The sequence below is a fragment of the Streptomyces sp. 35G-GA-8 genome (assembly GCF_023534745.1).
Classification (GTDB): Bacteria; Actinomycetota; Actinomycetes; order Streptomycetales; family Streptomycetaceae; genus Streptomyces.
In genome coordinates this window covers 155,905-179,221 of sequence record NZ_JAMHJQ010000002.1, presented here as the reverse complement: position 1 = coordinate 179,221, position 23,317 = coordinate 155,905, and the positions used below count along the sequence as shown (strand labels likewise).

Genomic DNA, 23,317 nt, shown 5'->3' with positions numbered 1-23,317 from the left:
CCACCTACGCGGAGCAGTGCGCGTCCCCGCCCCCGTCCACGCTCACACTCAGCCGCACCCCCGGCCGCACCCCCCACCGCTCCATCGCCCCGCCCTCCGCCTCCAGCACATGGCGGGCCCGCCAGCGCGGCAGGGGCATCCGGCCCGGCTTCAGCGTGTGGACCTCGATGACCTGCAACTCCTTGTCCAGATACGCCACATCGATGGTGAAGCGCATCCTGAAGGTGTGCACGCTGTTGCACGGGGTGATCAGCAGCGCGCCCGCTGTCCCGTCACGTCCGAGCAGCCCGCGCCGCCGTGTCCCGTACGACGCGGCGATCTCCAGCTCCACCGGAACGTCCTGCCCCGCGACCGTCAAACGCCCTGTGCCGTTACGCCAAGTGCCCATGGCCGTAGACCGTAGCGCCCGGAGTCCGGCCGCGCGCCCCCGGCCGCCGGGGATGGGTCCCCGCGCGCCGAGAGTGGGCCCCTGGACCCATGACCGGGCCCGGCGGGGGCTCTAGGGTCGGTGCTGTGTACGCCACGCTGATCGTCGTCGCCGTGCTCTGGGGCGCCGCCACCGGAGTGCTCCTTCCGCGTGCCGCCTACCGGCTCTCCGTCGAGCCGGAGGACCCGTGGCGGGACAGCTGCCCGGCCGGACACCCGATCACGGGGCCCGCCGGAGGGTGGCTGGGCGTCGCGACGTGTACGAGCTGCGGGGTGGCCGAGCCGTCCGGTACGGCGGAGAGTTCCGGTGCCGACGTCAAAAGCCCTGGCGTCGGCACCGGCCGCACCGCCGCCGGTGCCGACACCAGATCAGCGGCCGGTTCCGTCGACGCGGCGGCCGACGAATCCCGTACGAGTGCCGGTGCCAGCGCCAGTGCCAGTGCCAGCGCCAGTGCCAGTGCCGGTTCCCGCACTCGCACCGGTTCCCGTCCCGGCGTCCGCTACGCGCCCGCCCTCCTCGTACCCCTCCTCACCGCCCTCGTCTGCGCGGTCCTCGCCGCTGCCACCGGCCCCCGCCCCGAACTCGCCGTATGGCTGCTGCTCGCGCCCTTCGCCGTACTGCTGGCCCTCGTCGACCGTGCCGTCCACCGGCTGCCGGACCAGCTGACCCTGCCGCTCGCGGGGGCGGCCGTCGTCCTGCTGGGACTGGCCGCGCTGGTTCCCGGCGGGGGAGACGGCGGCACGGGCCCCGGCGGCTCGTGGCCGACCGCGCTGCTCGGCGGACTCGTCCTCGGCGCCTGCTACTTCGTGCTGTTCCTGATCAACCCGAACGGCCTGGGCTTCGGCGATGTCAAACTCGCCCTCTCGCTCGGCGTCGCGCTCGGCTGGTACGGCTGGACGGTCCTGTTCGTCGGGGCCTTCGTCGGGTTCCTGCTGGGCGCGCTCTACGGGGTCGGGCTCATCCTGCTGCGCCGGGCCGGGCGTAAGTCCGCGTTCCCCTTCGGCCCCTTCATGATCGTCGGCGCGCTGGTCGGTCTCGTCCTCGGCGCACTCGCCGCCGCGTGACGGACGGCCGTACGCCCCGAGCCGCCCGAAAAGCGTTCGCGGGCCCCGAGCGCCGCTGCCACGATCACCTCATGTCCGACCACCACCCTGGCGCCCACGCCGACTCCCACGCCGACTCCCACGCCGACTCCCGCACCTTCGACGAGCTGATCGCCGAGGCCGAGGCCGTCTCCGTCGACGGCTGGGACTTCTCCTGGCTGGACGGCCGGGCCACCGAGGAACGCCCCGCCTGGGGCTACGCCCGGTCGATGGCGGACAGGATGGCCCGTGCCACCGCCGCCCTGGACATCCAGACCGGTGGGGGCGAGGTCCTCGCGTCCGTACCCAGGCTTCCGCCGCTCACCGTGGCCACCGAGTCCTGGCCGCCGAACGTGACCCGCGCCACCGCCCTGCTGCACCCGCTCGGCGTCGCGGTCGTCGCCGACCCGGACGAGCCACCGCTGCCCTTCGCGGACGGCGCCTTCGACCTGGTCGTCAGCCGCCACCCCGTACACGCCTGGTGGAAGGAGATCGCGCGGGTCCTGCGCCCCGGGGGCCGCTACTTCTCCCAGGAGGTGGGCCCGGCCAGTGTCTTCGAACTCGTCGAGTACTTCCTGGGACCGCAGCCTCCCGAGGTACGGTCCGCCCGCGACCCCGAGCGGGCCAGGGAGGCGGCCGGGGCGGCGGGCCTGGACGTGGTCGATCTGCGCACGGCCTCCCTCCGTACGGAGTTCCACGACATCGGGGCCGTCGTCTACTTCCTGCGCAAGGTGATCTGGATGGTGCCCGGCTTCACCGTCGAGCGGTACCGCGACCGGCTCGCCGCGCTGCATCTCCGTATCGAGGCCGAGGGGCCCTTCGTGGCGACCACGACACGCTTCCTCATCGAGGCGGTCAAGCCCGGCCCCGGTCTCTGAGCCGCCGACGTCAAGCCGGCTCCCGCGCGGAGGTCGCTCCCGAGGGTCACGGCGCGGGGTGGCATCTACTCGCCACTCCGAGCGCCGGAACCCCCGAAATGCCTGGTACTACGGGCCTCGCACGGCCGGCCGCCGTTTTCGGAGCGCCGGCACGGCCAGTCGCGGCGCCCACCACGAGTTATGAAGGGTTATGGTGGAAACCCCCCCTCGGGCCGGTCCGTATCCCCCCCCACGGACCGGCCCGTTTTCTGTTCACAGCCGCACAGCCGCACAGCCGCACAGCCGCACAGCCGCACAGCCGCACAGCAGGGTGTCAGCCCCGGCCGGCCCAGATGTTCGTGCCCGCCGTGTCCACCGCGAAGCTGTCGATCTCCGCCAGCTCCGCGGCGGTGAGCTCCGGCCCCGCCAGCGCCGCGACGTTCTCCTCCAACTGCTTCGTACTCGACGCCCCGATCAGCGCGGACGTCATCCGGGGATCACGCAGCACCCATGTCAGCGCCAGCTGCGCCAGCGACTGACCGCGTCGCCGAGCGATCTCGTGCAGCCCGTTCAGCCGCCGCATGACCTCGTCCGACAGCAGATCCGGGTCCAGGGACTTGCCCTGGGTGGCCCGCGACCCCTCCGGGATGCCCTTCAGGTACTTGTTCGTCAGCAGCCCCTGGGCGAGCGGCACGAAGGAGATACAGCCCATCCCGGCCGCCTCCAGGGTGTCCAGCAGCCCGTCGTCCTCGGTCCAGCGGTTGATCATCGAGTACGAGGGCTGATGGATGAGCGCGGGCACGCCCATCTCCTTGAGCAGCCCGGCCGCCTCGGCGGTCTGCTCCGCGGTGTACGACGACACACCGACGTACAGCGCCTTGCCCTGCCGCACGGCGGAGGCCAGCGCCCCCATCGTCTCTTCCAGCGGGGTGTTCGGGTCGAATCGGTGGGAGTAGAAGATGTCGACGTGGTCGAGCCCCATCCGCTTCAGGGACGCGTCCAGCGAGGACAGCAGATACTTACGGGAACCCCATTCGCCGTATGGGCCGGGATGCATCAAATAACCGGCCTTGGTCGAAATGATGAGTTCATCCCGGTAGGCCGAGAAGTCCTGCGCGAAGAGCTTGCCGAAATTCAGCTCGGCGGATCCCGGGGGCGGGCCGTAGTTGTTCGCGAGATCGAAGTGCGTGATGCCGAGATCGAAGGCGCGGCGCAGGATCGCGCGCTGCGAATCGAGGGTCCGGTCGTCGCCGAAGTTGTGCCAGAGGCCGAGCGAGATCGCGGGCAGTTTCAGGCCACTGCGTCCGCTGCGCCGGTACTCCATGGAGTCGTACCGGTCGTCGGCTGCGAGGTAAGAGGGAAAATCAGTCACGCTTCTCTGCTTATCACGTACTTGTGACAGACCGGGTTGGGTCCCTGTGGGGCCCGCGCAGTAATGTGACGGCTTCGGGGTCCCCGGGCCGGCCCCAGGATCCCGTCAGTGGACGCGCCGGTCCCCATGGAATCGAGAGGGTGGACTCAGTGAACCTGCGCGACCTGGTGTATCGGCTCTACGCACGCCGGGTGGAAGGCCGCCTCGACCACACCCAGGTGCCCAAGCACATCGGAGTCATCCTCGATGGCAACCGTCGCTGGGCGCGGGCGGCCGGTGGCACGGCCGAGCAAGGACACAAGGCGGGCGCCAACAAAATCCAGGAGCTGCTCGGCTGGTGCTCCGAGACCAATGTCGAGGTGGTCACCCTGTGGCTGCTCTCCACGGACAATCTCGACCGCCCCGAGAACGAGCTGACCCCCCTCGTCGGCATCGTCGAGAACGCGGTCCGTGATCTGGCGGCCGACGGCCGCTGGCGCGTGCATCACGTCGGCACGCTCGATCTGCTCCCCGCCCATACGCAGACCGTTCTCAAGGAGGCGGAACAGGCCACCATCGGCAATGAGGGAATACTCGTCAATGTCGCCGTGGGTTACGGCGGCCGACAGGAGATCGCGGACGCGGTCAGCTCCCTTCTGCTGGACCACGCGAGCAAGGGCACGTCATTCGAGGACCTCGCCGAGATCGTCGACGTCGATCTGATCTCGTCCCATCTCTACACCCGCGGCCAGCCGGACCCCGATCTGGTCATCCGCACCAGCGGTGAGCAGCGTCTCTCCGGCTTCATGCTCTGGCAGAGCGCCCATTCGGAGTACTACTTCTGCGAAGTCTTCTGGCCGGCGTTCCGTAAAGTCGACTTTCTGCGCGCACTGCGCGATTACGCCGCACGTCACCGGCGCTACGGGACCTGACCTCCCCCTTCTCCCGTAAGGACGCCGAGAGCCGACCACTTGGCGCCGCCCGGTGCCCGGCCGATTCCGCCGGGCCGGCCCGCTCGCTTCACCCACGGTTCATCCACCGTCCGCCCTACGCCCTGGCATGGCGGCGCGTGTTCGAGGGAATACCTCCCCCAGGTCGACGTCCAAAACAAGTCAGTGGGCGTCGGATCTCAGCGGACGGCATGGGGCCGTCCGCCCGGGAGGCCCTTTGCACCAGGACGACCGTGCGCCGAGTCGTACGGGCGACATGGAGGGCCGGAGTCCGGCCCGCGCATGGGGTCAGGACCCGGCCCACCCGCCCGCGACGCCGTCGCACCCCGACCTCATCCGAGGGGGTACGTCCTTCCGTGGTGACCAGCACAAAGCGCCGCATGCCCGACAGGCGCACCTACGTTCTCGACACCAGCGTCCTGCTGGCCGATCCGAACGCCATGTCCCGCTTCGAGGAGCACGAAGTGGTGCTCCCGATCGTGGTGATCACGGAGTTGGAGGCCAAGAGACACCATCCGGAGCTCGGCTACTTCGCCCGGCAGGCGCTGCGCCTGCTCGACGACTTCCGTATCCGGTTCGGCCGTCTCGATGCCCCCATCCCCCTGGGCGACCTGGGAGGCACGCTTCGCGTCGAGCTCAACCACTCTGATCCCGGCATCCTGCCCGCCGGCTTCCGCTTGGGGGACAACGACTCACGGATTCTCGCGGTGGCCCGCAATCTGCAGGCCGAGGGGTACGACGTGACGGTCGTCTCCAAGGATCTGCCGCTGCGGATCAAGGCGTCATCGGTCGGACTGCTCGCCGAGGAGTACCGCGCCGAGCTCGCCATCACCGAATCCGCCGGCTCCTCCGGCTGGACGGGGATGAGCGAGCTGTCACTCGCCGCGGATCAGGTGGACCTTCTGTTCACCGAGGACTCCCTCTATGTACCCGAGGTGAGCGACCTGCCCGTACATACGGGTCTGGTGCTCCAGTCCGAGCGCGGCAAGGCGCTCGGCCGGATCACCGCGGAGGGCCATGTCCGGCTCGTCCGCGGGGACCGCGAGGCCTTCGGGATCCATGGCCGCAGCGCCGAGCAGCGCATCGCCCTCGATCTCCTTCTCGACCAGGACATCGGCATCGTGTCGATGGGCGGCCGGGCGGGCACCGGCAAGTCGGCGCTGGCCCTCTGCGCGGGCCTGGAGGCGGTGCTGGAGCGCCGGCAGCATCAGAAGGTGATGGTCTTCCGGCCGCTGTACGCGGTCGGCGGGCAGGAGCTGGGCTATCTGCCCGGCACCGAGGCCGAGAAGATGAGCCCGTGGGCGCAGGCCGTCTTCGACACGCTCTCCGCGGTCGCGGGCCGTGAGGTCATCGAGGAGGTGCTGGGGCGCGGCATGCTCGAAGTGCTGCCGCTCACGCATATCCGCGGCAGGTCGCTGCACGACGCGTTCGTCATCGTCGACGAGGCCCAGTCCCTGGAACGGAACGTACTGCTGACCGTTCTGTCCCGTATCGGGGCCAACTCCCGGGTTGTGCTCACCCATGACGTCGCCCAGCGCGACAATCTCCGTGTCGGGCGTTACGACGGAATTGTCGCGGTCGTCGAGAAACTCAAGGGTCATCCGCTCTTCGCGCATGTCACGCTCACGCGCTCCGAGCGTTCACCGATCGCCGCGCTCGTGACCGAAATGCTGGAGGACGGTCAGATCTAACCCCGTATCACCACACTTGGCGCCGCCCGGCGAAAGCGCAGCAGCTTAGCCGGGCGGCGCTGTGCCGCGCCGCTATTTCCGTGATTCTCCTGAGGCAAACAAGGTGTGAGCTTTCCCACCCAACGAAGAATTGCCACCCGCCGTTACCTTCCGGCAGAGTCTTGCTTCCGTCAGGCCCCGCATGCGGCACACGCGCATCTTCCGAGATGTGGCACCACACAACTCAACAACTGCCGCCGCATGTCGCCCGCGCACCACGCGGCAGTCCCCGCACGGGGGTTGCCCAGCGGGCCCGTGTCTCCCGTGACCCAGCAGTACGGAGACCAGTGCCAGGGGCACGATCGCGTCCGCGAGGTCACGTGTGCGGATGTTGCTGGAAGGACACCGTGTGAGCCGGATCTCGGTCCGGGGATTCGCCGTGGCATCTGCCACTGCGGTCACCACCGTTGGCGCTGTCGTGGGTGTTGCCTCGGGCGACCCCCAGGTCTCGGACGATAATTTCGAAACGGCCGCAGCCGACATGACGCTCCTCGCTGACATCCCCGCGGGCCAGCAGGCCCAGGTGCAGACCGCGTCGCTGACGCAGCAGGCCGAGGTACAGGCCGCCGCCGCCGACGCGACCGCGAAGAAGTCGGCGGAGGAAGCGGCCCGTATCCAGGCTGCCAAGGACGCCAAGGCGAAGAAGGAGGCCGCCGACGACGCGGCCGAGCGTGAGCGCAAGGCGAAGGAGGCCGAGGAGCGCGCGAGCCGTGACGCGGCCCGTTCCCAGACGGCTTCCGCCAGTTCCTTCGCCACGCAGGCGTCGTACACCGTCGCCGAGGTCAAGGCGATCGCACGGCAGATGGTCCCCGCGGACCAGTTCCAGTGCTTCAGCAACCTCGTGAACAAAGAGTCCACCTGGAACTACCAGGCGCAGAACCCGTCGTCCGGCGCCTACGGTCTTGTCCAGGCGCTGCCCGGCTCCAAGATGTCCTCGGCCGGTGCCGACTGGCGGACCAACCCGGCCACCCAGATCAAGTGGGGCCTCGGCTACATGGCCGACCGCTACGGCGGCCCCTGCGGCGCGTGGTCGTTCTCGCAGGCCAACGGCTGGTACTAGGCCACGCCCTAGGTCTGCCGAAACCGGTCCCGCCGGCGCTCAACCTCACGAAGCCCCCCGCCGTCCTACGGCAGGGGGCTTCCCGCGTGTACGGTCGATTCGAACGTGCTCCGGGGGAGTGAGTTGGGGACAGCACAGGGGGGAAGAGGAAGTTTCATGTCGAAAGTGCCCGCGTGGCTCGGTCAGGTCGGGGCCGAACTGACCCGTATAGGGGAGCGCCTGGACCAGCGGAGGGCCGAGGCCGAGGAGGAGGAGCGGCCGGTCCCCAGGACCGCGCCCGAGAGCGTCCCCCCGCCCCCGGTGTACGCACCCTCCGTCGGCGCCAAGCCCGACCCGGTCGCCGCCATCCCCTGGGGGATGCGGGTCGCGGGCGAGGCGGCCTGGCGGCTGCTCGTCCTCGCCGGGCTGCTCTGGGTGCTGATGCGGGTCATCGGCGCCGTACAACTGGTCGTCATGGCCTTCGCCGCCGGTCTGCTGATCACGGCGCTCCTCCAGCCCACGGTCGCCTGGCTCAAGCGGTACGGGATGCCGCGCGCGCTGGCCACGGCCCTCACCGCGGTCGCCGGCTTCGTCCTCATGGCGCTGGTCGGCTGGTTCGTGGTGTGGCAGGTCATGGAGAACATCGACGATCTCTCCAACCGGGTCACGGACGGTATCAACGAGCTGAAGCGCTGGCTGCTCGACAGCCCGTTCCATGTGACCGAGGGGCAGATCAACGACATCGCGAAGACCCTGAGCGATGCCGTCGGTTCCAACACCGAGAAGATCACATCCGCCGGGCTCCAGGGCCTGACCGTGATCGTCGAGCTGCTGACCGGGATCGTTCTCGCGATGTTCTCGACGCTCTTCCTGCTGTACGACGGCAGGAAGATCTGGCACTGGACGCTCAAGCTCGTCCCCGCCCAGGCCCGTGAGGGTGTCGCGGGAGCCGGGCCGCGCGCCTGGAGCACCCTGACCGCGTATGTGCGCGGCACGGTCCTGGTGGCGCTGATCGACGCGCTCTTCATCGGGCTCGGGCTTTATTTCCTGAATGTCCCGCTGGCCGTGCCGCTCGCGGTCTTCATCTTCCTCGGTGCCTTCATCCCGCTGGTGGGCGCGCTGGTGTCGGGCGCGCTGGCCGTGGTCGTCGCGCTGGTCACGCAGGACGTGTTCACGGCGCTGATGGTCCTGTGCGTGGTCCTCGGGGTCCAGCAGATCGAGGGGCATGTGCTCCAGCCCTTCATCCTGGGCCGTGCGGTACGGGTGCATCCGCTCGCCGTCGTGCTCTCCGTCGCCATGGGCAGTCTGGTCGCCGGCATCGGCGGGGCGGTGGTGGCGGTGCCGCTGGTGGCGGTGACCAACACGGTCGTCGGCTATCTCCGGGCGTACAGCGCGGAGCGGGCCCTGCCGAAGCCACCGGCGCAGGACCCGGCCACGCCGTCGTCGCCCCCCTCGGCCGCGTCGGCTTCCCCGTCCCCGCCTCCGTCCTCGTCTCCGTCCTCGTCGTCCGGGGAGGCGCCGGAACCGCCGGCCGCGACGCCGTCGGCCAGGCCTGCCACCGCCACCGCTACAGCCGAGGCCGGGGACGGCCGGGAGTGATCTCCGAGCCGGAGCTGGAAGGCGAGGACGGCGGCGCTCCCCGGCCGCCCGACCGGTCCGAGACGGTCGTGGTCGGCGACGACGCGGCGCGTCGACGGAACGCGCCGACGGAGCCCCCGCGCGGCGTCCGGTGGATCTGGGCCCTCGGCGGCGCGGTGGTCGCCTCCGCCGTCTGGGCGGGCGGGCTGTACGCGTACGACCGGACCGGAGCGGATCTGCGCGGCTACCGGATCAGCGAGGACCTGTGCCTGGACGCCGATCTGTCCGCGCTCTCCGAACTCCTCGGCGGAAAGCGCTCCCCGCAGCCCGCGGTGGAGGAACAGCGGGTGATAGACCGGTCCTTCTGCGATGTCACGATGATGAAGGGACGGCCGCACGAGGTGAAGGACGACGCCCTGCCGTCGTCGTACTCGTCCGTCGTCGTCAACTACACCCTGCACAAGGAGACCGACCCGGCTCCGGAGTTCGACGCGACACTGACTCCGCTCGCGCTCTCCCGGATCGTCGACCGCAAGACCAAACGGATTCCGGAACTGGGCGAGCGCGCCTATCTGATGACGGATTCCGCCGGATACACCCCTGAGTTGAAGGTCCTCGACGGCCGGGCCGTGTTCTCGATCGAGGTCAGGAGCGAGTACATCGCCGAAGGCCCGCACGGCACCGGACCACCCGCGAAACCGGAGCGGGTCGACCCCGACGCCCTCGAACTCGCCCTGGTCGAGGACATGAAGAAGCTGATGGCCGCGGTCAAGAAGTGACCGGGGAGCCGCGCTGACGCGTTCGGCCCCCTGCCCACCACGGCCGGGTGGGTGACAGGGGGCCGAACCTCACGTACGTACCGGTGGCGCGGTGATGCGGCCGGGCCCTACTCGGCGAGTACGTCCCCGGCGAGCACGGCCTCGGCGTCGAGGGTCGTACCGACCGCCTGGATCACCGAGGCGATCTTGAAGGCTTCCTGGATCGTCTCGCGGTCCACACCGGCCGTACGGAGCACCTGCTCGTGCGAGTCGAGGCACTGGCCACAGCCGTTGATCGCGGAGACGGCGAGCGACCACAGCTCGAAGTCGATCTTCTCCACACCCGGGTTGCCGATGACGTTCATCCGCAGACCGGCCCGCAGCGTCCCGTACTCGGGGTCCGACAGCAGATGCCGGGTCCGGTAGAAGACATTGTTCATCGCCATGATCGCGGCGGCCGACTTGGCGGCGGTGTACGCCTCCGCGCTCAGATTCGCCTTCGCCTCCGGCTCCAGCTCGCGCAGCACCCGTGCCGAGCGCGAGGCGATCGCGCAGGCCAGCACGGTGCCCCAGAGCCGCTGCGCCGGCAGCTCGCTGTTGCCGATGACCGAACCGAGGTTCAGCCGCAGGTCCTTGGCGTAGTCCGGCAGGGCCGACTTCAGTTCATCGAGGGCCATCGGGGATCACTCGCCCGACAGGAGCTTGACGGGGTCGAGGGTGTTCTCGCCCTTGTTCCAGTTGCACGGGCACAGCTCGTCGGTCTGGAGCGCGTCGAGCACCCGCAGGACCTCCTTGGGGTTACGGCCCACGGAACCGGCGGTCACCATCGTGAACTGGATCTCGTTGTCCGGGTCGACGATGAAGACGGCGCGCTGCGCGAAGCCGTCCGCGCCCTCGATACCGAGGTCGCGCATCAGCTCGTGCTTGGAGTCGGCGAGCATCGGGAAGGGCAGGTCGCGCAGGTCCGGGTGGTCCTTGCGCCAGGCGTGGTGCACGAACTCGGAGTCGCCGGAGAAGCCGAGGATCTGCGCGTCACGGTCGGCGAACTCGTCGTTCAGCCGGCCGAAGGCCGCGATCTCGGTCGGGCACACGAAGGTGAAGTCCTTGGGCCAGGCGAAGATGACCTTCCACTTGCCCTCGTAGGTCTTGTGGTTGATCTCCTCGAACTCCTTGCCCTTCTCCAGCGAGACACAAGCAGTCAGTTCGAACGAGGGGAACTTGTCACCAACGGTGAGCACGGGCGCTCCTTGCGAGGGTAGGAAGTCCCTTTTGGGGTCTTCCGGGTGGTTGGACGGCTCACCGATGGTGGCACAGTCGGCATTGATCAAAGAAATAGCTAGACTCGGTCGCCGTGATCGGAGGTACCTATCAGTGAGGTCGGTTCAGTGGGATCGGTGTCCGTCGGGCAGCACATCAGGCAGTCGGGTGCGCGGGGCAAACAGCCCAGCCTGTCCCAACTGCGCGCCTTCGCGGCGGTGGCCGAGCATCTGCACTTCCGGGACGCGGCCGCCGCGATCGGGATGAGCCAGCCGGCGCTCTCCGGCGCCCTCTCGGCGCTGGAGGAGGTCCTCGGCGTACAGCTCGTGGAGCGTACGACCCGCAAGGTGCTGCTCTCCCCGGCCGGTGAACGGCTCGCGGGCCGGGCGATGGCCGTACTGGACGCGGTGGGCGCGCTGGTGGACGAGGCCGAGGCGGTACGGGCGCCCTTCACCGGGGTCCTCAGGCTCGGCGTGATCCCGACCGTCGCGCCGTATCTGCTGCCGACCGTGCTCCGGCTGGTCCACGAACGCTACCCGGAGCTGGACCTTCAGGTGCACGAGGAGCAGACCTCGTCCCTGCTGGACGGTCTGGCGGCCGGCCGGCTCGACCTGCTGCTGCTCGCCGTACCGCTCGGCCAGCCCTCGGTCACCGAACTGCCGCTGTTCGACGAGGACTTCGTCCTGGTCACCCCCGACGGCCACCCCCTCGGCGGCTGCCACGACCTGCCGCGCGAGGCGCTGCGGGAACTGCCGCTGCTGCTCCTGGACGAGGGCCACTGCCTGCGCGACCAGGCGCTGGACATCTGCCGGGAGGCGGGCCGCGTCGACGGTCTGCCCGTGACGACCACGGCGGCCGGCCTCTCGACGCTGGTGCAACTCGTCGCGGGCGGCCTCGGGGTCACGCTGCTGCCGCGTACGGCCGTACAGGTCGAGACCGGCCGCAACGACCGGCTCGCCACCGGCTACTTCGCGGAACCCGCCCCGGCGCGCAGGATCGCGCTGGCGATGCGTACGGGCGCGGCGCGGGGCGGGGAGTTCGAGACCTTCGCGGACGCGCTGCGTGAGTCCCTGCGAGCCCTTCCGGTACGTCCGGCCGCGCCGCCGGAACCGACGCGCGTGCCGCGCCAGGGCTGACACCGCGCCCTCCGTCACCCGTACCGCCGGATCACTCCGACCGCAGGCCGTCCGGTCGCATCATCCGCCACAGGGGCGGCAGGCTGACCAACGTCACCAGCAGGATCACCGCGATGCCCGCACCCGCGAAGGGCACGAAGACCCACCAGTCGGCGACCCGTTTGGTGATCATGTTCAGCAGTACGGCACCGAGGGTCAGCCCGCCCGCGACGGCCAGCAGCGTACCGAGCACGACCGGCAGCGCGGTCTGCCACAGCACCGACCAGGCGAGCGTCGAACGGCGGGTGCCGAAGGCCACGAGGACCGACAGCAGGCGTCTGCGCTCGCGCAGTTGCTCGATCTGGGAGACCAGCATGCTCGCGGCGATCAGGGCCATCGTGGCGGTGCCGCCGACGAGCAGGCCGGTCCCCACGCTCGCGTACTGCTTGTCGCGTTCGACGGCCTTGAAGGTCCTCACGCGTGTCGTCGGGTCGATCGCCGCCGCGGTGTTGCGTACGTACTCCTCGGCGTCCGGTACCCGCTCGTCGGTCCGGATCGTGGCACGGGTCAGCGCGTCGGGCAGGCGCCCCGGGTCGAGGGCGCCCGGGGTGGCGAGGATGCCGTCGGTCCTGACGCCCACCGGGTCCGTCCTGGCCTCGACCGTGCGCGCGGACACGGGCAGCGTCCAGAGCGAGGGCGTCGGAACGCCATCGACCTCATGGGAGCCGAGGAGGACCGGTTCACCGCGCCGGGCGGTCTCGTCGACCCAGTCGTTCTGCTCCTCGCGACCCGCGACATGGGACACGAAGGTGTCACCGTCCGCACAGGACGGCAGCTCGGCCAGGAGCCGCAGCGTGGCGCAGGAGCCGATGGTCAGGGTGGTGGTGGGCCTGATCCCGTGCCGGGGGATGGGCCCCGGCCTGACCACATAGCCGTCGGCCACCACGACGGCGGCCGTGACGCCCTTGGTGTCACGGAAGCCGTCGGTCATCTCCTGGGTCAGCCGCGCGCTGCCGTAAGACGCCTCGACGATGATGTTCGCCCGCGTCGGGTTCTGACCGACGATCCTGACGAAATCATCGTGCATCCCCGCGAACACCATCTGAACGGCGATGGCGCCCGCCACGGCCACGGTGATGCCGCTGACCGCCCGGGACGCCGGGCCACTGCTCAGCTGGAGCCGGCGCGCGGCGAGCTGCCACGGCACCGGTCCGCCGGTCAGCCCCGCCACCACGGCCTCGACGAGCCAGGGCAGCAGCGTGCTCAGACCGACCAGCACCAGCACCGCGCCGGCGGCGATGGGGTACGGATCGACCGCGGTCGCCTCGCCGACCGTGCCGACCGTGCTCAGTACGGTGACACCGGCGACGGGCAGCAGCAGCCGCCACCACAGCCGCCGGCGCCGGGGGCGGGCGCCGCGTACGACACCCAGCGGTTCGATGGTGACCGAGCGCAGCGCGACCAGCGTCACCACGACCGCCGCCACGAGTACGGCGGGCACGATCAGCGCCACCAGCGAGGGAGCCGGGACGAGATCGGCGGGGAAGGCGCTGAGGCTCCACAGCCGCACCCCGCCGATCAGCGGCCGGACCGCGAGGAAGAGCGCGCCCCCGACGAGCAGGCCGAGCGCCGCGCCGAAGAGCGCTTCCCCGGCCGCGATGCGCCGGGTCCGCGCGATGTCGGCGCCCACCAGCCGCAGCGCGGCGAGTCTGCGGTCCCTGCGGTCGCCGCCGAAGCGGACGGCGGTGGCGATGAAGATGGCCACCGGCACCAGCAGCACCACACAGATCAGCACGATCAGCACGATCAGGTACGGGTCGATCGGCGAGGGGTTCATGGCGGTGCCGTAACCGGCCGTCCGATGGCCGCCCTTGGCCTCGGTGAGCGTGTCGCTGCCCGCGTAGAAGCGCAGTTCCTCCGGATCGAGGAGACCGGCGTCCGCGACGGTGCCGACGACGCGGTGGCCCAGCCGCTCCTTGAGGAGCGCGCCGCCCGGCGAGTCCAGCAACTCGCGCAGGGCGGGGGAGACCACCATCTCCCCGGCCGCGGGCATCTTCGCGACACCGGGAGGCAGCGGCGGGCGCCCGCCGTCAGGACGCAGCAACTGGCCGCCGACGGTGGCGCCGCGGTACTCGGTCCCGGCGTCGATCCACACCAGCGTCGTGTCCGAGCGCGGCACCGGCGCCTCGCCCCAGGCCGCCTCGGTGACGCGGGCGCCCTCCCGCCCGGCGCGCGCGTCCATCACCCGCGGTACGGACGCGGCGAGGAGGAGCAGCGTGACACCGAGTCCGACCCCCAAGGAGGTCAGCAGCGTACGGATCCAGCCCTCGCGTCCGCCCGTGGTGGCGAACCGCACCCCGAGCCCGAGATCACCGGCCCAGGTGCGCAGCCGGCCGGGCGTCCGCTTCGGGACCGGGGGAGCGTATGCGGGCGGCCGGCGCTGGTCGAGGAGCGTCATACGGAGATTTCCGCCTCGCGGGCCTTGCCGTCGCGCACGATCACCTCGCGGTCCGAGTAGGCCGCGACCCGCGCCTCATGGGTGACCAGGACGACGGCGGCGCTGGTGGATCTGGCCGCCTCGGTCAGCAGTTCCATCACCCGCTCGCCGTTGAAGGAGTCGAGCGCGCCGGTCGGTTCGTCGGCGAAGATCACGCGCGGGGAGGTGACCAGGGAACGGGCGACCGCGACGCGCTGGCCCTGTCCGCCGGAGACCTCGCCGGGGCGCTGGGGCCCGACGTCGGCGACCTCCAGCCGCTCCAGCCACTCCCGCGCGGCGCGTTCGGCGTCCTTGCGCCGGACACCGGTGAGCCGCAGCGGCAGCGCCACATTCTCCAGACAGGTCAGTTCGGGTACCAGCTGGCCGAACTGGAAGACGAAGCCGAATTCGCTCCGGCGCAGGGCGCTGCGCTCGGCGTCCGGCATCTCGGTCAGCACCCGGCCGTGATAGGTGATCGTGCCCGAGTCGGGGGGCACGATCCCGGCGAGGCAGTGGAGCAGCGTCGACTTGCCCGAGCCCGAGGGGCCCATGACGGCGACGACTTCGCCCGGGTGGATCGAGAACGTCACACCGTCGAGCGCGGGGGTCGGTCCGTACGACTTGCGCAGATCCTCGGCGATGAGCAGGGAGCCGGCGGGCGTCATCGGCCCATGTCCTTGCGGAGCCGGTCCAGCCGCGCCGTGGTCAGTTCCAGCCAGCGCAGATCGGCCTCCAGATGGAACAGCGCGTGATCGCAGATCAGCTGGTCGGCGAGGTCGCCCTCGCGTTTGCGCGCGGTGAGGCTCCGCATCATCCGCAGATGCTCGGCGCGCTGGGCGTCGAGCAGATCGGCGGCGCTGCGGCCGGTGAGCAGCGCTATGACGACCTTGGTGTAGAGGGTCGATTGGAGATACGGCTCCGGGTTCTCCGGCGTCGCGAGCCATCCGGCGACATCGGTGACACCGGCCTCGGTGATCGCGTATCTCTTCCGCTCGGGTCCGCCGCCGGCCTCGACGCCGTCGACCACGACGAGCCCGTTCTTCAGCAGCCGGGACATGGTCGAGTAGACCTGTCCGTAGTGCAGGGGGCGGTCGCGGCCGAATCGGTCGTCGAAGGACCGCTTGAGGTCGTACCCGTGGCGCGGCCCCGACTCCAGGAGTCCGAGAAGAGTGTGCCCGATTGACATACCCGCACTATACATACAGTGTATAGGCGCGTGAAGACGCCCCTCCCACGGCTGTGCGACGGGGCCAGGGCCCCGCATCCGTTGGACTGCACTGAGGGCGTACTCAACCTTGGGCGAGGCCGCGGCCGAGGCGATGGAGCGGGCAGTGAAGCTCAGGTGCCGGTGTTCGTGTCCTCCTTCACGAGGCGACTCGTGAAGCCTTGGCGGCACAGCCGTTCGTATGCTGCGGTGACGTCGGTGGGGACGGGTTGTCGGATCATGAATCCGTGTGCGGGGTAGATCAGGAGTCGTTGCAGCGCACCCACCAGCATGTCGATGACGCGGTGCGGGTCGCCGATGGAATCCGTATACGTCTCGAAGGCCATCGGGACGGATGCGCTGACAATGTCGACACCGGGCCAGAGTTTGCGCGCCGTGGCGTATGCGCGCCGTTCCTCGTACGGCTTACTGATCAGCAGCACGGACGAGACGTCGATGCCGGCCCCTTCGAGCAGTGCTCGCGAAAAGCGGATGTTCTCGCCGGTGTTACGGGCACGGGGCTCCACGAGTACGGCGTGATCGGGAACGCCGAGCGCGAGGGCCCGTTCCCGGTAATGGACCGCTTCACCTCGGGGCATGAGTTCGCGCGTCGTGCGACTGGTCGCCCCGGTGAAGACGATGAGCGGCATCATCCCGCTCCGGTACAGCTCCACCGACGCGTCGGCCACCCCCAGGTCATGGCTGCCCAGGCCAACAGCGACCGAGCACGGCCGGGGCTCGTGTCGCATCCTGTGGAACTCCCACAGCCGCCGGGCGTCCGCCCATGCCTGTTCCGAGATCACGGCGCTCCTTGCTCGCGACTACGACTCTTCGCCTGCCGACCACTCTTCGCGAAGGATTCCGTAGGTGATGGAGTCCCGCCAGGCGCCATGGACATGGACGTGTCCGCGGATTACTCCCTCCTCGGTCATTCCTGAGGCCAGGAGCGTCTTCGCGGACGCGGTGTTCATCGGAGCGCGAGCGGCCCAGACGCGATGGAGGTCAAGGTCTATGAACGCCAAGGTGAGGAGCAGCCGCACCGTCTCGCGCCCGTATCCCACTCGCCAACTGTCCGGTCGCAGTGCGAACCCCATGGTCGCGGCGCGCTGCTGGTGCGGGTCCATCGCAAGGCGCGCGAATCCGATGACGTCGCCGCTGTCGCGTTGGACAACGCCGAGGGCGTACTCAACCCGAGGCGAATCTGCGGCCGAAGCGATGGAGCGGCTGACGATCCCACCGACTTCTTCGCGGGAACGGGGGGTGAAGCTCAGGTGTGCGGTCGCTTCGGCGTTGCCGTAGATGGAATGGACCGCTTCCACGTCATCGATGATGAGTTCGCGGAGCGAGAGACGCGCGCCGTTACGATCGACCGGATACATGCTGACCGATGCTAATGCAGGCTGAGGGCGTCCAAGCGGCGCTTGATGCGAGGGGTGTTCAGCCGTTGTGCTCAGAGAGCGTACGAGCCCGCCGACGCTTCCGCGCTTGAGGGCACGGCGGCGCCGGCAGGCATTTCGGCAGGCGTGCTTCAACGGAGCAGGGCAAGTGGGGGTTGCCGACCGAACATGGCGATTTCATCGCGCAGATCCCTCGCGACCACGGCGTCACGCACCGGTTCACGCAGGAGCGATACCCGTACACGGTCCACGGAGCCGATGATGCCGACGTTGCGCTGCGAGGGAGGTAGATCCAGCACGGGCTGAACCGCGGCGGCGGCCCCTTCCACATCGCCCGACCCGAGACGCGCGAGAGCAAGATTGGATTGCGCGCCCGCCGCGTCGCCGAATGCCCAGTGCGGATCGCCCGGATCGCTGAACCCTCGTACGGCTTGCTCCGCACGAGTTACCAGGCCCGGCATGGCGTCGGAGTGACCGAGGAGCACGGTCGCTTCCACCTCGTAGTAGTCCTGTCGGCAAGCGGGAAAGACGAAGTTGCCGCCCAATTCGTCGAGGTCGTCGCTCGCCGTCCGGTCTCTGGCTTCGCGTCCACGGAGGTTTGCCGCGGCCACGCTCTCCGGGTCCCCGAGCACGGCAGCGGCTCGGGCCTCCAGGCCGGCGAGCCATACGGTCACGCTTCCCGTGAGGCCCGTCGCGGCTGATGCTCCTTGGCGAGCGAAGTGGAGAGCGTCCCCAGGACGCTCGGCCCAGTACGAAATGAGGGACTGGAGCCCTCGAACCCAAGCGCTCATGCCGAGGTGCTCGGCCTTGTCCGCGCACACAGCCGCTGTTCGTGCCTGCATCATGGCCGACGCCGGGTCAGCGAGGTCGTGACTCGCCTTGGCCAGCATTCCGGACAGCAGTGAGGCAAGAAAGTAGAGATCCCTGGTCTGCGACGGCTTCGCGCGGCCGCTTTCCAGCAACCGGAAGGCGCGATCCTGGAGTTGGGTCAAGTCGTCCAAGACAGCGCCAAGAGGGACGCGTGTATAGATGCCGGCAATGCGTCGGGTCTCATCCTGGAGGTAGGCCATGGTTTCCGGCCCTACCTCGTTGTGCTCCGCTCCCATGGCGAATTCAATGGCGCGTCGTGCGGCCATAGCTGCGTCCCGTCCCATCTTCTGCTGTTCCGCGCCGGAAGCGGCGCCGACGTTGGTGTCCGACAAGCTGGACTGCCGAGAAGACCTGTTCCCCACCGGCAGATGTTCCTTGGCTGGGGCTTCTGAGAGGAGTTCATGGATCGGCCTCATGAAAAGGTGCGCGAGAATTCTCCGGGCATCGTTCTGAGGCGTCACTCTCCCCGAGTACCAACGCTCAAAGGTCCTGTCCGAGACCGTGTGCGTGGTGAGAGAGGAGTCCCGAACCTTGCCAGCCAGGCTTTGTGCTGCCTGGTGGTACTGATCGATGAAGGTTCGATAGTCCATCCATCCCCTTTCGTCGATCAGACACCGGAGGAGCGTGGGCATGGAATCCCCCTCTGCTGTTCAGCGCGATAGGGCGACGTTACGCCCATGATGCTTGCAACTGAGCCTGTCCATTGGGTTCCTGACGAATCTGTCGGAACTCTGGCGTCACTCTGTCGAGGGTTTGTCTCCTTCCCCGCTCTGCTCGCGCAGGAATGACGTGGATCTGTCGGTAGATCTGCGTTAGCCGCGTTGCGACGATCGACACCCACCACCTCATGTGCCCATTTCGCCACGGAAAGTAACCGAAGCGCGGGTGTGTCGAGTGCTGGTCAGTACAGGACTACGAGGGGAATCGCATGGTGACCATGCTCCCGAAGCAGTACGAAGAAGCCGGTTGTCGGCCACCGGCGGGGCCTCCGCCCCAGCTCATGCTTGTCGGTGCCCCGGAGTCCGTCCGGGTCGCTCGCGCCTACGCGCGTGAGTTCATCGCGTACCACCTGCCGGATTTAGCACCTGACCACGCGAACAACGTCGAACTTGTCGTCTCGGAGTTGGTCACCAACGCCGTTCGATACGGGACTGAGCCCGGCGACTGCTTGCTCGTCGAGCTGTTCGGCGTGGCCGCCCGTGTCCGTATCGAGGTGCGGGACCCCGTACGGCGGCGGCCGTCCTTCAAGCCCGATTCCCATGAACGCGTCCGGGGGCGTGGGCTGTTCATCGTCGAGGCGCTGGCGGAGTGCTGGGGTGTGGTCGACCAGCCGTTCGGCAAGACCGTATGGGCAGTGGTGACACGGTGACGGAGTCGCCGACCGGCCAATCCACTGTCCCGGGCCCAGGGTTCGTCGCGGGGTGTGTCGTCTCGACATGGCTCGACGTCACACCGGCGGGCCCAGTTGCGTGGTTGCTGCTCGGACATCCAGCGCCGCGTCGCCCCGTTGAGACGACGGGGAGTGTCGAGGCCGGATTGCGGAGCATTGCCGCCGTGATGGGGCTGCGGCGCGTCATCGAGAGCGTGCCGTACGTCGGTGAACGCCTGCTGATCCGGGGCCCGATCACCGCTCTCGACTACGGACACCCCGACTGTCTCCTACGCCTCCCGGCCCCCGGCCCTCGTTGGCGCGCCCACCTGACCCGGGGCGGACTCGCATGCATCACCATCGGACTCGATTCCGTGCCGCTGGGCGCAAGCCAGGACGCCATCGACACGTACATACGGCGGTCCGCCACGGCCGGAAGGGCGCTCGTGGGCGCCACCGGCGTACGAACCCGCTGGTGAGGAGACGTCACCGGCCTCCGTCGATGGTTCTCATCATCGCGCTGTCCGCGCTTCTCATGTTCATTCTGACGATCGCCAGCGATCAGTTCGACCCATAGACCCCCGTTTCCGGCCGGACTCCCGGCGAAGGAAAGGCCGGCCGGAACGGGTTCGGGCCACCAGGGCCCAGCACTGCACCAGTCGGGCTGTCCGGACGGACCGGATGCCGACACGGCACAGGAGGTCACCATGCGACACCTCATTGACCTGGTCAAGTACGGCGGAGAGGGCAACGGCGGAAGCGGCGGAAGCGGCGACGACGGCGGACAGGGCGGCAATCCTTCCGGCGGCTGTGGCGATGGCGACGGCTGCGGTCGCAGGTAACAGCACATCCTCAACGCGGCGGCCCCTTCTCCGGGCGGGGCCGCCCACTCCTGGCGGAGGAGAAAAATGGTGCCGCACCACCACGCGTACGTATGGCTCGGTCACGGCGACGTACTGGTCAAGCCGGGTGACGCGCATCGGCGCCCTGGGCATCCCGAGTTCGCGTCGGCGCAGGTAATGCCGCTGGAAAGCGCGGACTGGCTGCTCAAGAGCGCGTCCCGGATCGAGGCAACGTTCACCGAACCTCAAGAGGCCGCGGACTGGTTCGTGGAACAGCTGGCACGACACGGCGAGACGTTCACCGGCAGCTACGCCCCCATTGCCGATCCCGACGAGATCGCCCGGCGCCTCGTGACCCGCGCAGACATCGTCGGCGGTTGGTGGGCGACCGGCGGCCGGTTCCTGTCCGTCAACCTGATCGCTTGTAGTCCGCACCGTGACCGCAGGGAGTACGCCTGCCCGGCTCGGTGACAGGGGCCCACGTGAGCGCCAAAGTTCGGCGCCTTGATCAGGGCATGACGCTTAAGAAGCCGTTTCTCTTGGTGAGCGGGCGCCGGGCATCATGACCACCGGTAGAAGCCACTGTGTGAGAGGACGAGTACGGCAGATGTCTGGAGGCGTAACGGCGGCTTTGACCGAGCTGTGGCAGCAGCACTGGCCCGACTGTCCTCCGGTCGGGTACAAGCTCCGCGACCCGTATCGGAATGTCTGGGTGCGCTTCCATAGCCTGCCGGAGTCGAAGCGATACGCGGAGGAGGAGAGCGAGTACACCGTCGTCCTGGAGCGGTACAACACCGTCCTCGATGAGTTGTTCGCCGGTGGGGATGTCTACGTGATCATCCCAGTTTGGGCGACCGAAGCCGAAGTTCCGCCATTCCAGCCAGATGCCGGCTACTGGCAGACCCTGCTGGTGGCGGACGATCCTGACCCGGAGTTCCGTACCTACTGCCACCTTTTCGCCGCCCGCCGGCCCTGGCGATACGGCTGCCTCGACGAGCTGCTCCGTGACCTCGCGGACGACAAGGTGGCGGGAGTCCTCATCACCGACACCCAGATGGGACGCATCTACCACCCCTACGACGGTGGCGCCGATGTCTTCCTCGCCACGCCCGAGGAGCGTGATCAGACGCGCGATCGGCATGCCGACTGGCTTTCCAGTCACCCGTCGGGTCTCTGACGGGACTGGCTCACCACCCCGTCCACGTCGTGGGAATCAGGTAGTCAGCCGACGGAAGCAGATACGAAGGGCCGCTATGGTGATCAGGTGGATCTTCGATCCCAGCTCGCCGCGATCGGTCGGATTCGGTCCCGTCAAAGGCCCCCTTTTGCAGCCCTGACGCTGACCGAGTCGATCGCGCACCGCGTCCAGCCAAGCTCACTCCGGGCACGGAGTTCGTCGAGCACGACCCGATGGAACCGGGCCCAGACCCGATCCCGGCTCCATTGGGTGAAGCGCCGGTAGACCGTGGGCCAGGCCGGTCCGAACACCGGCGGCGACTGCCGCCGGGTGCAGCCCAACGTCGCCACGAAGATGATCGCGCCAAGGCCTCACGGTCACCGGCCCGACGTCGGTTCCCGCCCTGCGGACGCTTCACCTCGGTCGGCGGCACCACTCGTCGGAACAGCACCCACAATTCCTCCGGCACCAACGGCTCAACCAAATCTCTCATGCGCGGCCCGACGAACGATCACGCCAAAAGGAACGACGCTCAAACAGTCCCCTCGGTGGGCAGCCCGCCCGGTGTCTCGTCCTCCGCTTCCCCATCGGGCGGCCCCGGTTCCGCCGTCTTGCGAGGCCGGCCGCGGCGTGGGATCGGCGACGTGTTGGTGGGTAGCCGGCCCGCCTCGGCCAGGGCCCGGCGGAGCAGGAACTCGATCTGCGCGTTGGCGCTGCGCAGCTCGTCGGACGCCCATCGTGCGAGGGCGTCGTACACCGCCGGGTCCAGTCGCAGGAGAACCTGCTTGCGTTCGGTCACTGGTAGAGCGTGCCCGTGTTCACGACCGGCTGGGCCGCCCGGTCCCCGCAGAGCACGACCAGCAGATTGCTCACCATCGCGGCCTTGCGCTCCGAGTCCAGCTCCACGATGTCCTGCTCGGTGAGGCGGGTGAGTGCCGCCTCGACCATGCCGACCGCGCCGTCCACGATCAGCCGGCGGGCCGCGACGACGGCGCCCGCCTGCTGGCGCTGGAGCATCGCCGAGGCGATCTCCGGCGCGTAGGCGAGATGCGTGAAGCGGGACTCGATGATGTGGACACCGGCCGCCTCCACCCGCGCGTGCAGTTCGATGGCGAGCTTCTCGGTGATCTCCTCGGCGTTGCCGCGCAGCGAGAGACCGGACTCCTCGTGGGCGTCGTACGGGTACTCGATGGCGATATGCCGTACGGCCGCCTCGGTCTGCGTGGAGACGAACTCCAGGAAGTCGTCCACCTCGAACATCGCCTGCGCGGTGTCCTCGACCTTCCAGACCACGACCGCGGCCAGCTCGATCGGGTTGCCGTAGGCGTCATTGACCTTGAGGACGGCCGTCTCGTGGTTCCGTACGCGCGTCGAGATCTTGGTGCGGGAGGTGAGCGGGTTCACCCAGCGCAGTCCGTCCGTACGGATCGTGCCGCGGTAGCGCCCGAAGAGCTGGACGACCCGGGCCTCGCCCGGCGCCACCATGTTCAGTCCGCACATCGCGAAGATCGCGGCGATGCCGACGAGTACGCCGATCACGATCAGCGCCGCCTTCAGTCCGGCCGACCCGACCGTGGCGCCCAGGGCGATCAGGGCGACGCCGGCGACGAGACCGAGCAGTCCGAGCAGCAGGGCGAGCCCGCCGCCGATGCTGTGGGCGGGGTTCTCCCGGACCCGTGGCGCGGGCATCTCGGGTATGTCGTCCGACGCGGGTGTGCTGACGGTGGTGCTGGTGGAGGCCATGATCCATCCCCGTTTCCGGTCCGCTTCCGCCGATCGGCGGTAGCTAGCATTGTGATTACACATTATGCCTCACGCAACCTTCCGGCGCTCCCGTG

Annotated in this window: 25 protein-coding genes and 1 pseudogene; 13 read left to right on the top strand and 13 right to left on the bottom strand. The window is 69.1% G+C overall.

Going from position 1 to position 23,317, the window contains the following annotated elements; all coding sequences use genetic code 11:
- Window positions 1–4: 4 nt before the first annotated feature.
- Entirely contained in the window at window positions 5–388 is a 384-nt protein-coding gene (locus M1203_RS03900) for a DUF192 domain-containing protein (protein ID WP_249948065.1), read from the bottom strand.
- A gap of 125 nt (window positions 389–513) precedes the next feature.
- On the opposite strand from M1203_RS03900, the gene M1203_RS03895 reads away from it, so the two are divergent.
- Both M1203_RS03895 and M1203_RS03890 read left to right on the top strand, forming a co-directional pair.
- The gene (locus M1203_RS03895) at window positions 514–1,491 is read left to right on the top strand and encodes an A24 family peptidase (RefSeq protein ID WP_249948064.1); all 978 of its coding nucleotides are present in this window, start codon (window positions 514–516) and stop codon (window positions 1,489–1,491) included.
- Window positions 1,492–1,562: 71 nt separating this feature from the next.
- Complete coding sequence (locus M1203_RS03890) at window positions 1,563–2,387, top strand: class I SAM-dependent methyltransferase (RefSeq protein ID WP_249948063.1); 825 nt, start codon at window positions 1,563–1,565, stop codon at window positions 2,385–2,387.
- 313 nt (window positions 2,388–2,700) lie between these two features.
- On the opposite strand, the gene mgrA is transcribed toward M1203_RS03890, so the two are convergent.
- Window positions 2,701–3,738, bottom strand: a complete 1,038-nt coding sequence (gene mgrA, locus M1203_RS03885) for an L-glyceraldehyde 3-phosphate reductase (protein ID WP_308404832.1) — start codon at window positions 3,736–3,738, stop codon at window positions 2,701–2,703.
- Between the two features lie 149 nt (window positions 3,739–3,887).
- On the opposite strand from mgrA, the gene M1203_RS03880 reads away from it, so the two are divergent.
- From M1203_RS03880 to M1203_RS03860, 5 genes are all read left to right on the top strand, one after another.
- The gene (locus tag M1203_RS03880) at window positions 3,888–4,649 is read left to right on the top strand and encodes an isoprenyl transferase (RefSeq protein ID WP_249948501.1); all 762 of its coding nucleotides are present in this window, start codon (window positions 3,888–3,890) and stop codon (window positions 4,647–4,649) included.
- Window positions 4,650–5,023: 374 nt separating this feature from the next.
- Window positions 5,024–6,358 (top strand): PhoH family protein, encoded by a 1,335-nt coding sequence (locus tag M1203_RS03875; protein ID WP_249948062.1) that lies wholly within the window; start codon window positions 5,024–5,026, stop codon window positions 6,356–6,358.
- A 388-nt stretch (window positions 6,359–6,746) separates the two neighbouring features.
- Window positions 6,747–7,457, top strand: coding sequence for a transglycosylase SLT domain-containing protein (locus tag M1203_RS03870; RefSeq protein ID WP_249948061.1), 711 nt, complete (start codon window positions 6,747–6,749; stop codon window positions 7,455–7,457).
- Window positions 7,458–7,613: 156 nt separating this feature from the next.
- Complete coding sequence (locus M1203_RS03865; protein WP_249948060.1) at window positions 7,614–9,035, top strand: AI-2E family transporter; 1,422 nt, start codon at window positions 7,614–7,616, stop codon at window positions 9,033–9,035.
- A complete protein-coding gene (locus M1203_RS03860; RefSeq protein ID WP_249948059.1) occupies window positions 9,032–9,793 on the top strand; it encodes a hypothetical protein in 762 nt (253 codons plus the stop codon). Before M1203_RS03865 ends, M1203_RS03860 begins: the two co-directional genes overlap by 4 nt.
- Window positions 9,794–9,900: 107 nt before the next feature.
- Here M1203_RS03860 and M1203_RS03855 read toward each other — a convergent pair whose 3' ends face one another.
- Together M1203_RS03855 and M1203_RS03850 are read right to left on the bottom strand one after the other, a co-directional pair.
- Window positions 9,901–10,449, bottom strand: a complete 549-nt coding sequence (locus M1203_RS03855; RefSeq protein ID WP_249948058.1) for an alkyl hydroperoxide reductase — start codon at window positions 10,447–10,449, stop codon at window positions 9,901–9,903.
- Window positions 10,450–10,455: 6 nt separating this feature from the next.
- Window positions 10,456–11,010 (bottom strand): peroxiredoxin, encoded by a 555-nt coding sequence (locus tag M1203_RS03850; RefSeq protein ID WP_030352998.1) that lies wholly within the window; start codon window positions 11,008–11,010, stop codon window positions 10,456–10,458.
- Window positions 11,011–11,166: 156 nt separating this feature from the next.
- Between M1203_RS03850 and M1203_RS03845 the strand changes: the two genes are divergently transcribed.
- Window positions 11,167–12,165 (top strand): hydrogen peroxide-inducible genes activator, encoded by a 999-nt coding sequence (locus tag M1203_RS03845; protein ID WP_249948057.1) that lies wholly within the window; start codon window positions 11,167–11,169, stop codon window positions 12,163–12,165.
- Between the two features lie 31 nt (window positions 12,166–12,196).
- On the opposite strand, the gene M1203_RS03840 is transcribed toward M1203_RS03845, so the two are convergent.
- The 6 genes from M1203_RS03840 to M1203_RS03815 all read right to left on the bottom strand — a co-directional run bounded on the left by M1203_RS03840 (window position 12,197) and on the right by M1203_RS03815 (window position 18,681).
- A complete protein-coding gene (locus tag M1203_RS03840; RefSeq protein WP_249948056.1) occupies window positions 12,197–14,602 on the bottom strand; it encodes an FtsX-like permease family protein in 2,406 nt (801 codons plus the stop codon).
- A complete protein-coding gene (locus M1203_RS03835) occupies window positions 14,599–15,285 on the bottom strand; it encodes an ABC transporter ATP-binding protein (protein WP_249948055.1) in 687 nt (228 codons plus the stop codon). The genes M1203_RS03840 and M1203_RS03835 overlap by 4 nt, the downstream gene beginning before the upstream one ends.
- Window positions 15,282–15,806 carry a PadR family transcriptional regulator gene (locus M1203_RS03830; RefSeq protein ID WP_249948054.1) on the bottom strand — a complete coding sequence of 175 codons (525 nt, stop codon included), beginning with the start codon at window positions 15,804–15,806 and terminating at the stop codon, window positions 15,282–15,284. Before M1203_RS03830 ends, M1203_RS03835 begins: the two co-directional genes overlap by 4 nt.
- 152 nt (window positions 15,807–15,958) lie before the next feature.
- Window positions 15,959–16,627: a YdcF family protein gene (locus tag M1203_RS03825; protein ID WP_249948053.1), complete on the bottom strand. Its 669-nt coding sequence runs from the start codon at window positions 16,625–16,627 to the stop codon at window positions 15,959–15,961.
- Window positions 16,628–16,645: 18 nt separating this feature from the next.
- Window positions 16,646–17,203, bottom strand: a complete 558-nt coding sequence (locus M1203_RS03820) for a GNAT family N-acetyltransferase (RefSeq protein ID WP_249948052.1) — start codon at window positions 17,201–17,203, stop codon at window positions 16,646–16,648.
- Window positions 17,204–17,352: 149 nt separating this feature from the next.
- The gene (locus M1203_RS03815; RefSeq protein WP_249948051.1) at window positions 17,353–18,681 is read right to left on the bottom strand and encodes a hypothetical protein; all 1,329 of its coding nucleotides are present in this window, start codon (window positions 18,679–18,681) and stop codon (window positions 17,353–17,355) included.
- A gap of 338 nt (window positions 18,682–19,019) precedes the next feature.
- On the opposite strand from M1203_RS03815, the gene M1203_RS03810 reads away from it, so the two are divergent.
- The 5 genes from M1203_RS03810 (at window position 19,020) to M1203_RS03795 (ending at window position 21,479) form a co-directional block, all read left to right on the top strand.
- Entirely contained in the window at window positions 19,020–19,460 is a 441-nt protein-coding gene (locus M1203_RS03810) for an ATP-binding protein (RefSeq protein ID WP_308404831.1), read from the top strand.
- A gap of 167 nt (window positions 19,461–19,627) precedes the next feature.
- The gene (locus tag M1203_RS03805; RefSeq protein ID WP_249948050.1) at window positions 19,628–19,939 is read left to right on the top strand and encodes a hypothetical protein; all 312 of its coding nucleotides are present in this window, start codon (window positions 19,628–19,630) and stop codon (window positions 19,937–19,939) included.
- A gap of 228 nt (window positions 19,940–20,167) precedes the next feature.
- Window positions 20,168–20,302 carry a hypothetical protein gene (locus tag M1203_RS38645; RefSeq protein ID WP_283958173.1) on the top strand — a complete coding sequence of 45 codons (135 nt, stop codon included), beginning with the start codon at window positions 20,168–20,170 and terminating at the stop codon, window positions 20,300–20,302.
- A gap of 66 nt (window positions 20,303–20,368) precedes the next feature.
- The gene (locus M1203_RS03800) at window positions 20,369–20,773 is read left to right on the top strand and encodes a hypothetical protein (protein WP_249948049.1); all 405 of its coding nucleotides are present in this window, start codon (window positions 20,369–20,371) and stop codon (window positions 20,771–20,773) included.
- Window positions 20,774–20,909: 136 nt separating this feature from the next.
- Window positions 20,910–21,479: a hypothetical protein gene (locus tag M1203_RS03795; RefSeq protein ID WP_249948048.1), complete on the top strand. Its 570-nt coding sequence runs from the start codon at window positions 20,910–20,912 to the stop codon at window positions 21,477–21,479.
- Window positions 21,480–21,560: 81 nt separating this feature from the next.
- Here M1203_RS03795 and M1203_RS03790 read toward each other — a convergent pair.
- The 3 genes and pseudogenes from M1203_RS03790 to M1203_RS03780 all read right to left on the bottom strand — a co-directional run.
- A pseudogene (locus tag M1203_RS03790) lies at window positions 21,561–21,972 on the bottom strand (transposase); the annotation flags it as partial.
- 39 nt (window positions 21,973–22,011) lie between these two features.
- A complete protein-coding gene (locus M1203_RS03785) occupies window positions 22,012–22,329 on the bottom strand; it encodes a hypothetical protein (protein ID WP_249948499.1) in 318 nt (105 codons plus the stop codon).
- Entirely contained in the window at window positions 22,275–23,222 is a 948-nt protein-coding gene (locus M1203_RS03780) for an SPFH domain-containing protein (protein ID WP_249948047.1), read from the bottom strand. The genes M1203_RS03785 and M1203_RS03780 overlap by 55 nt, the downstream gene beginning before the upstream one ends.
- Between the last annotated feature and the right edge of the window lie 95 nt (window positions 23,223–23,317).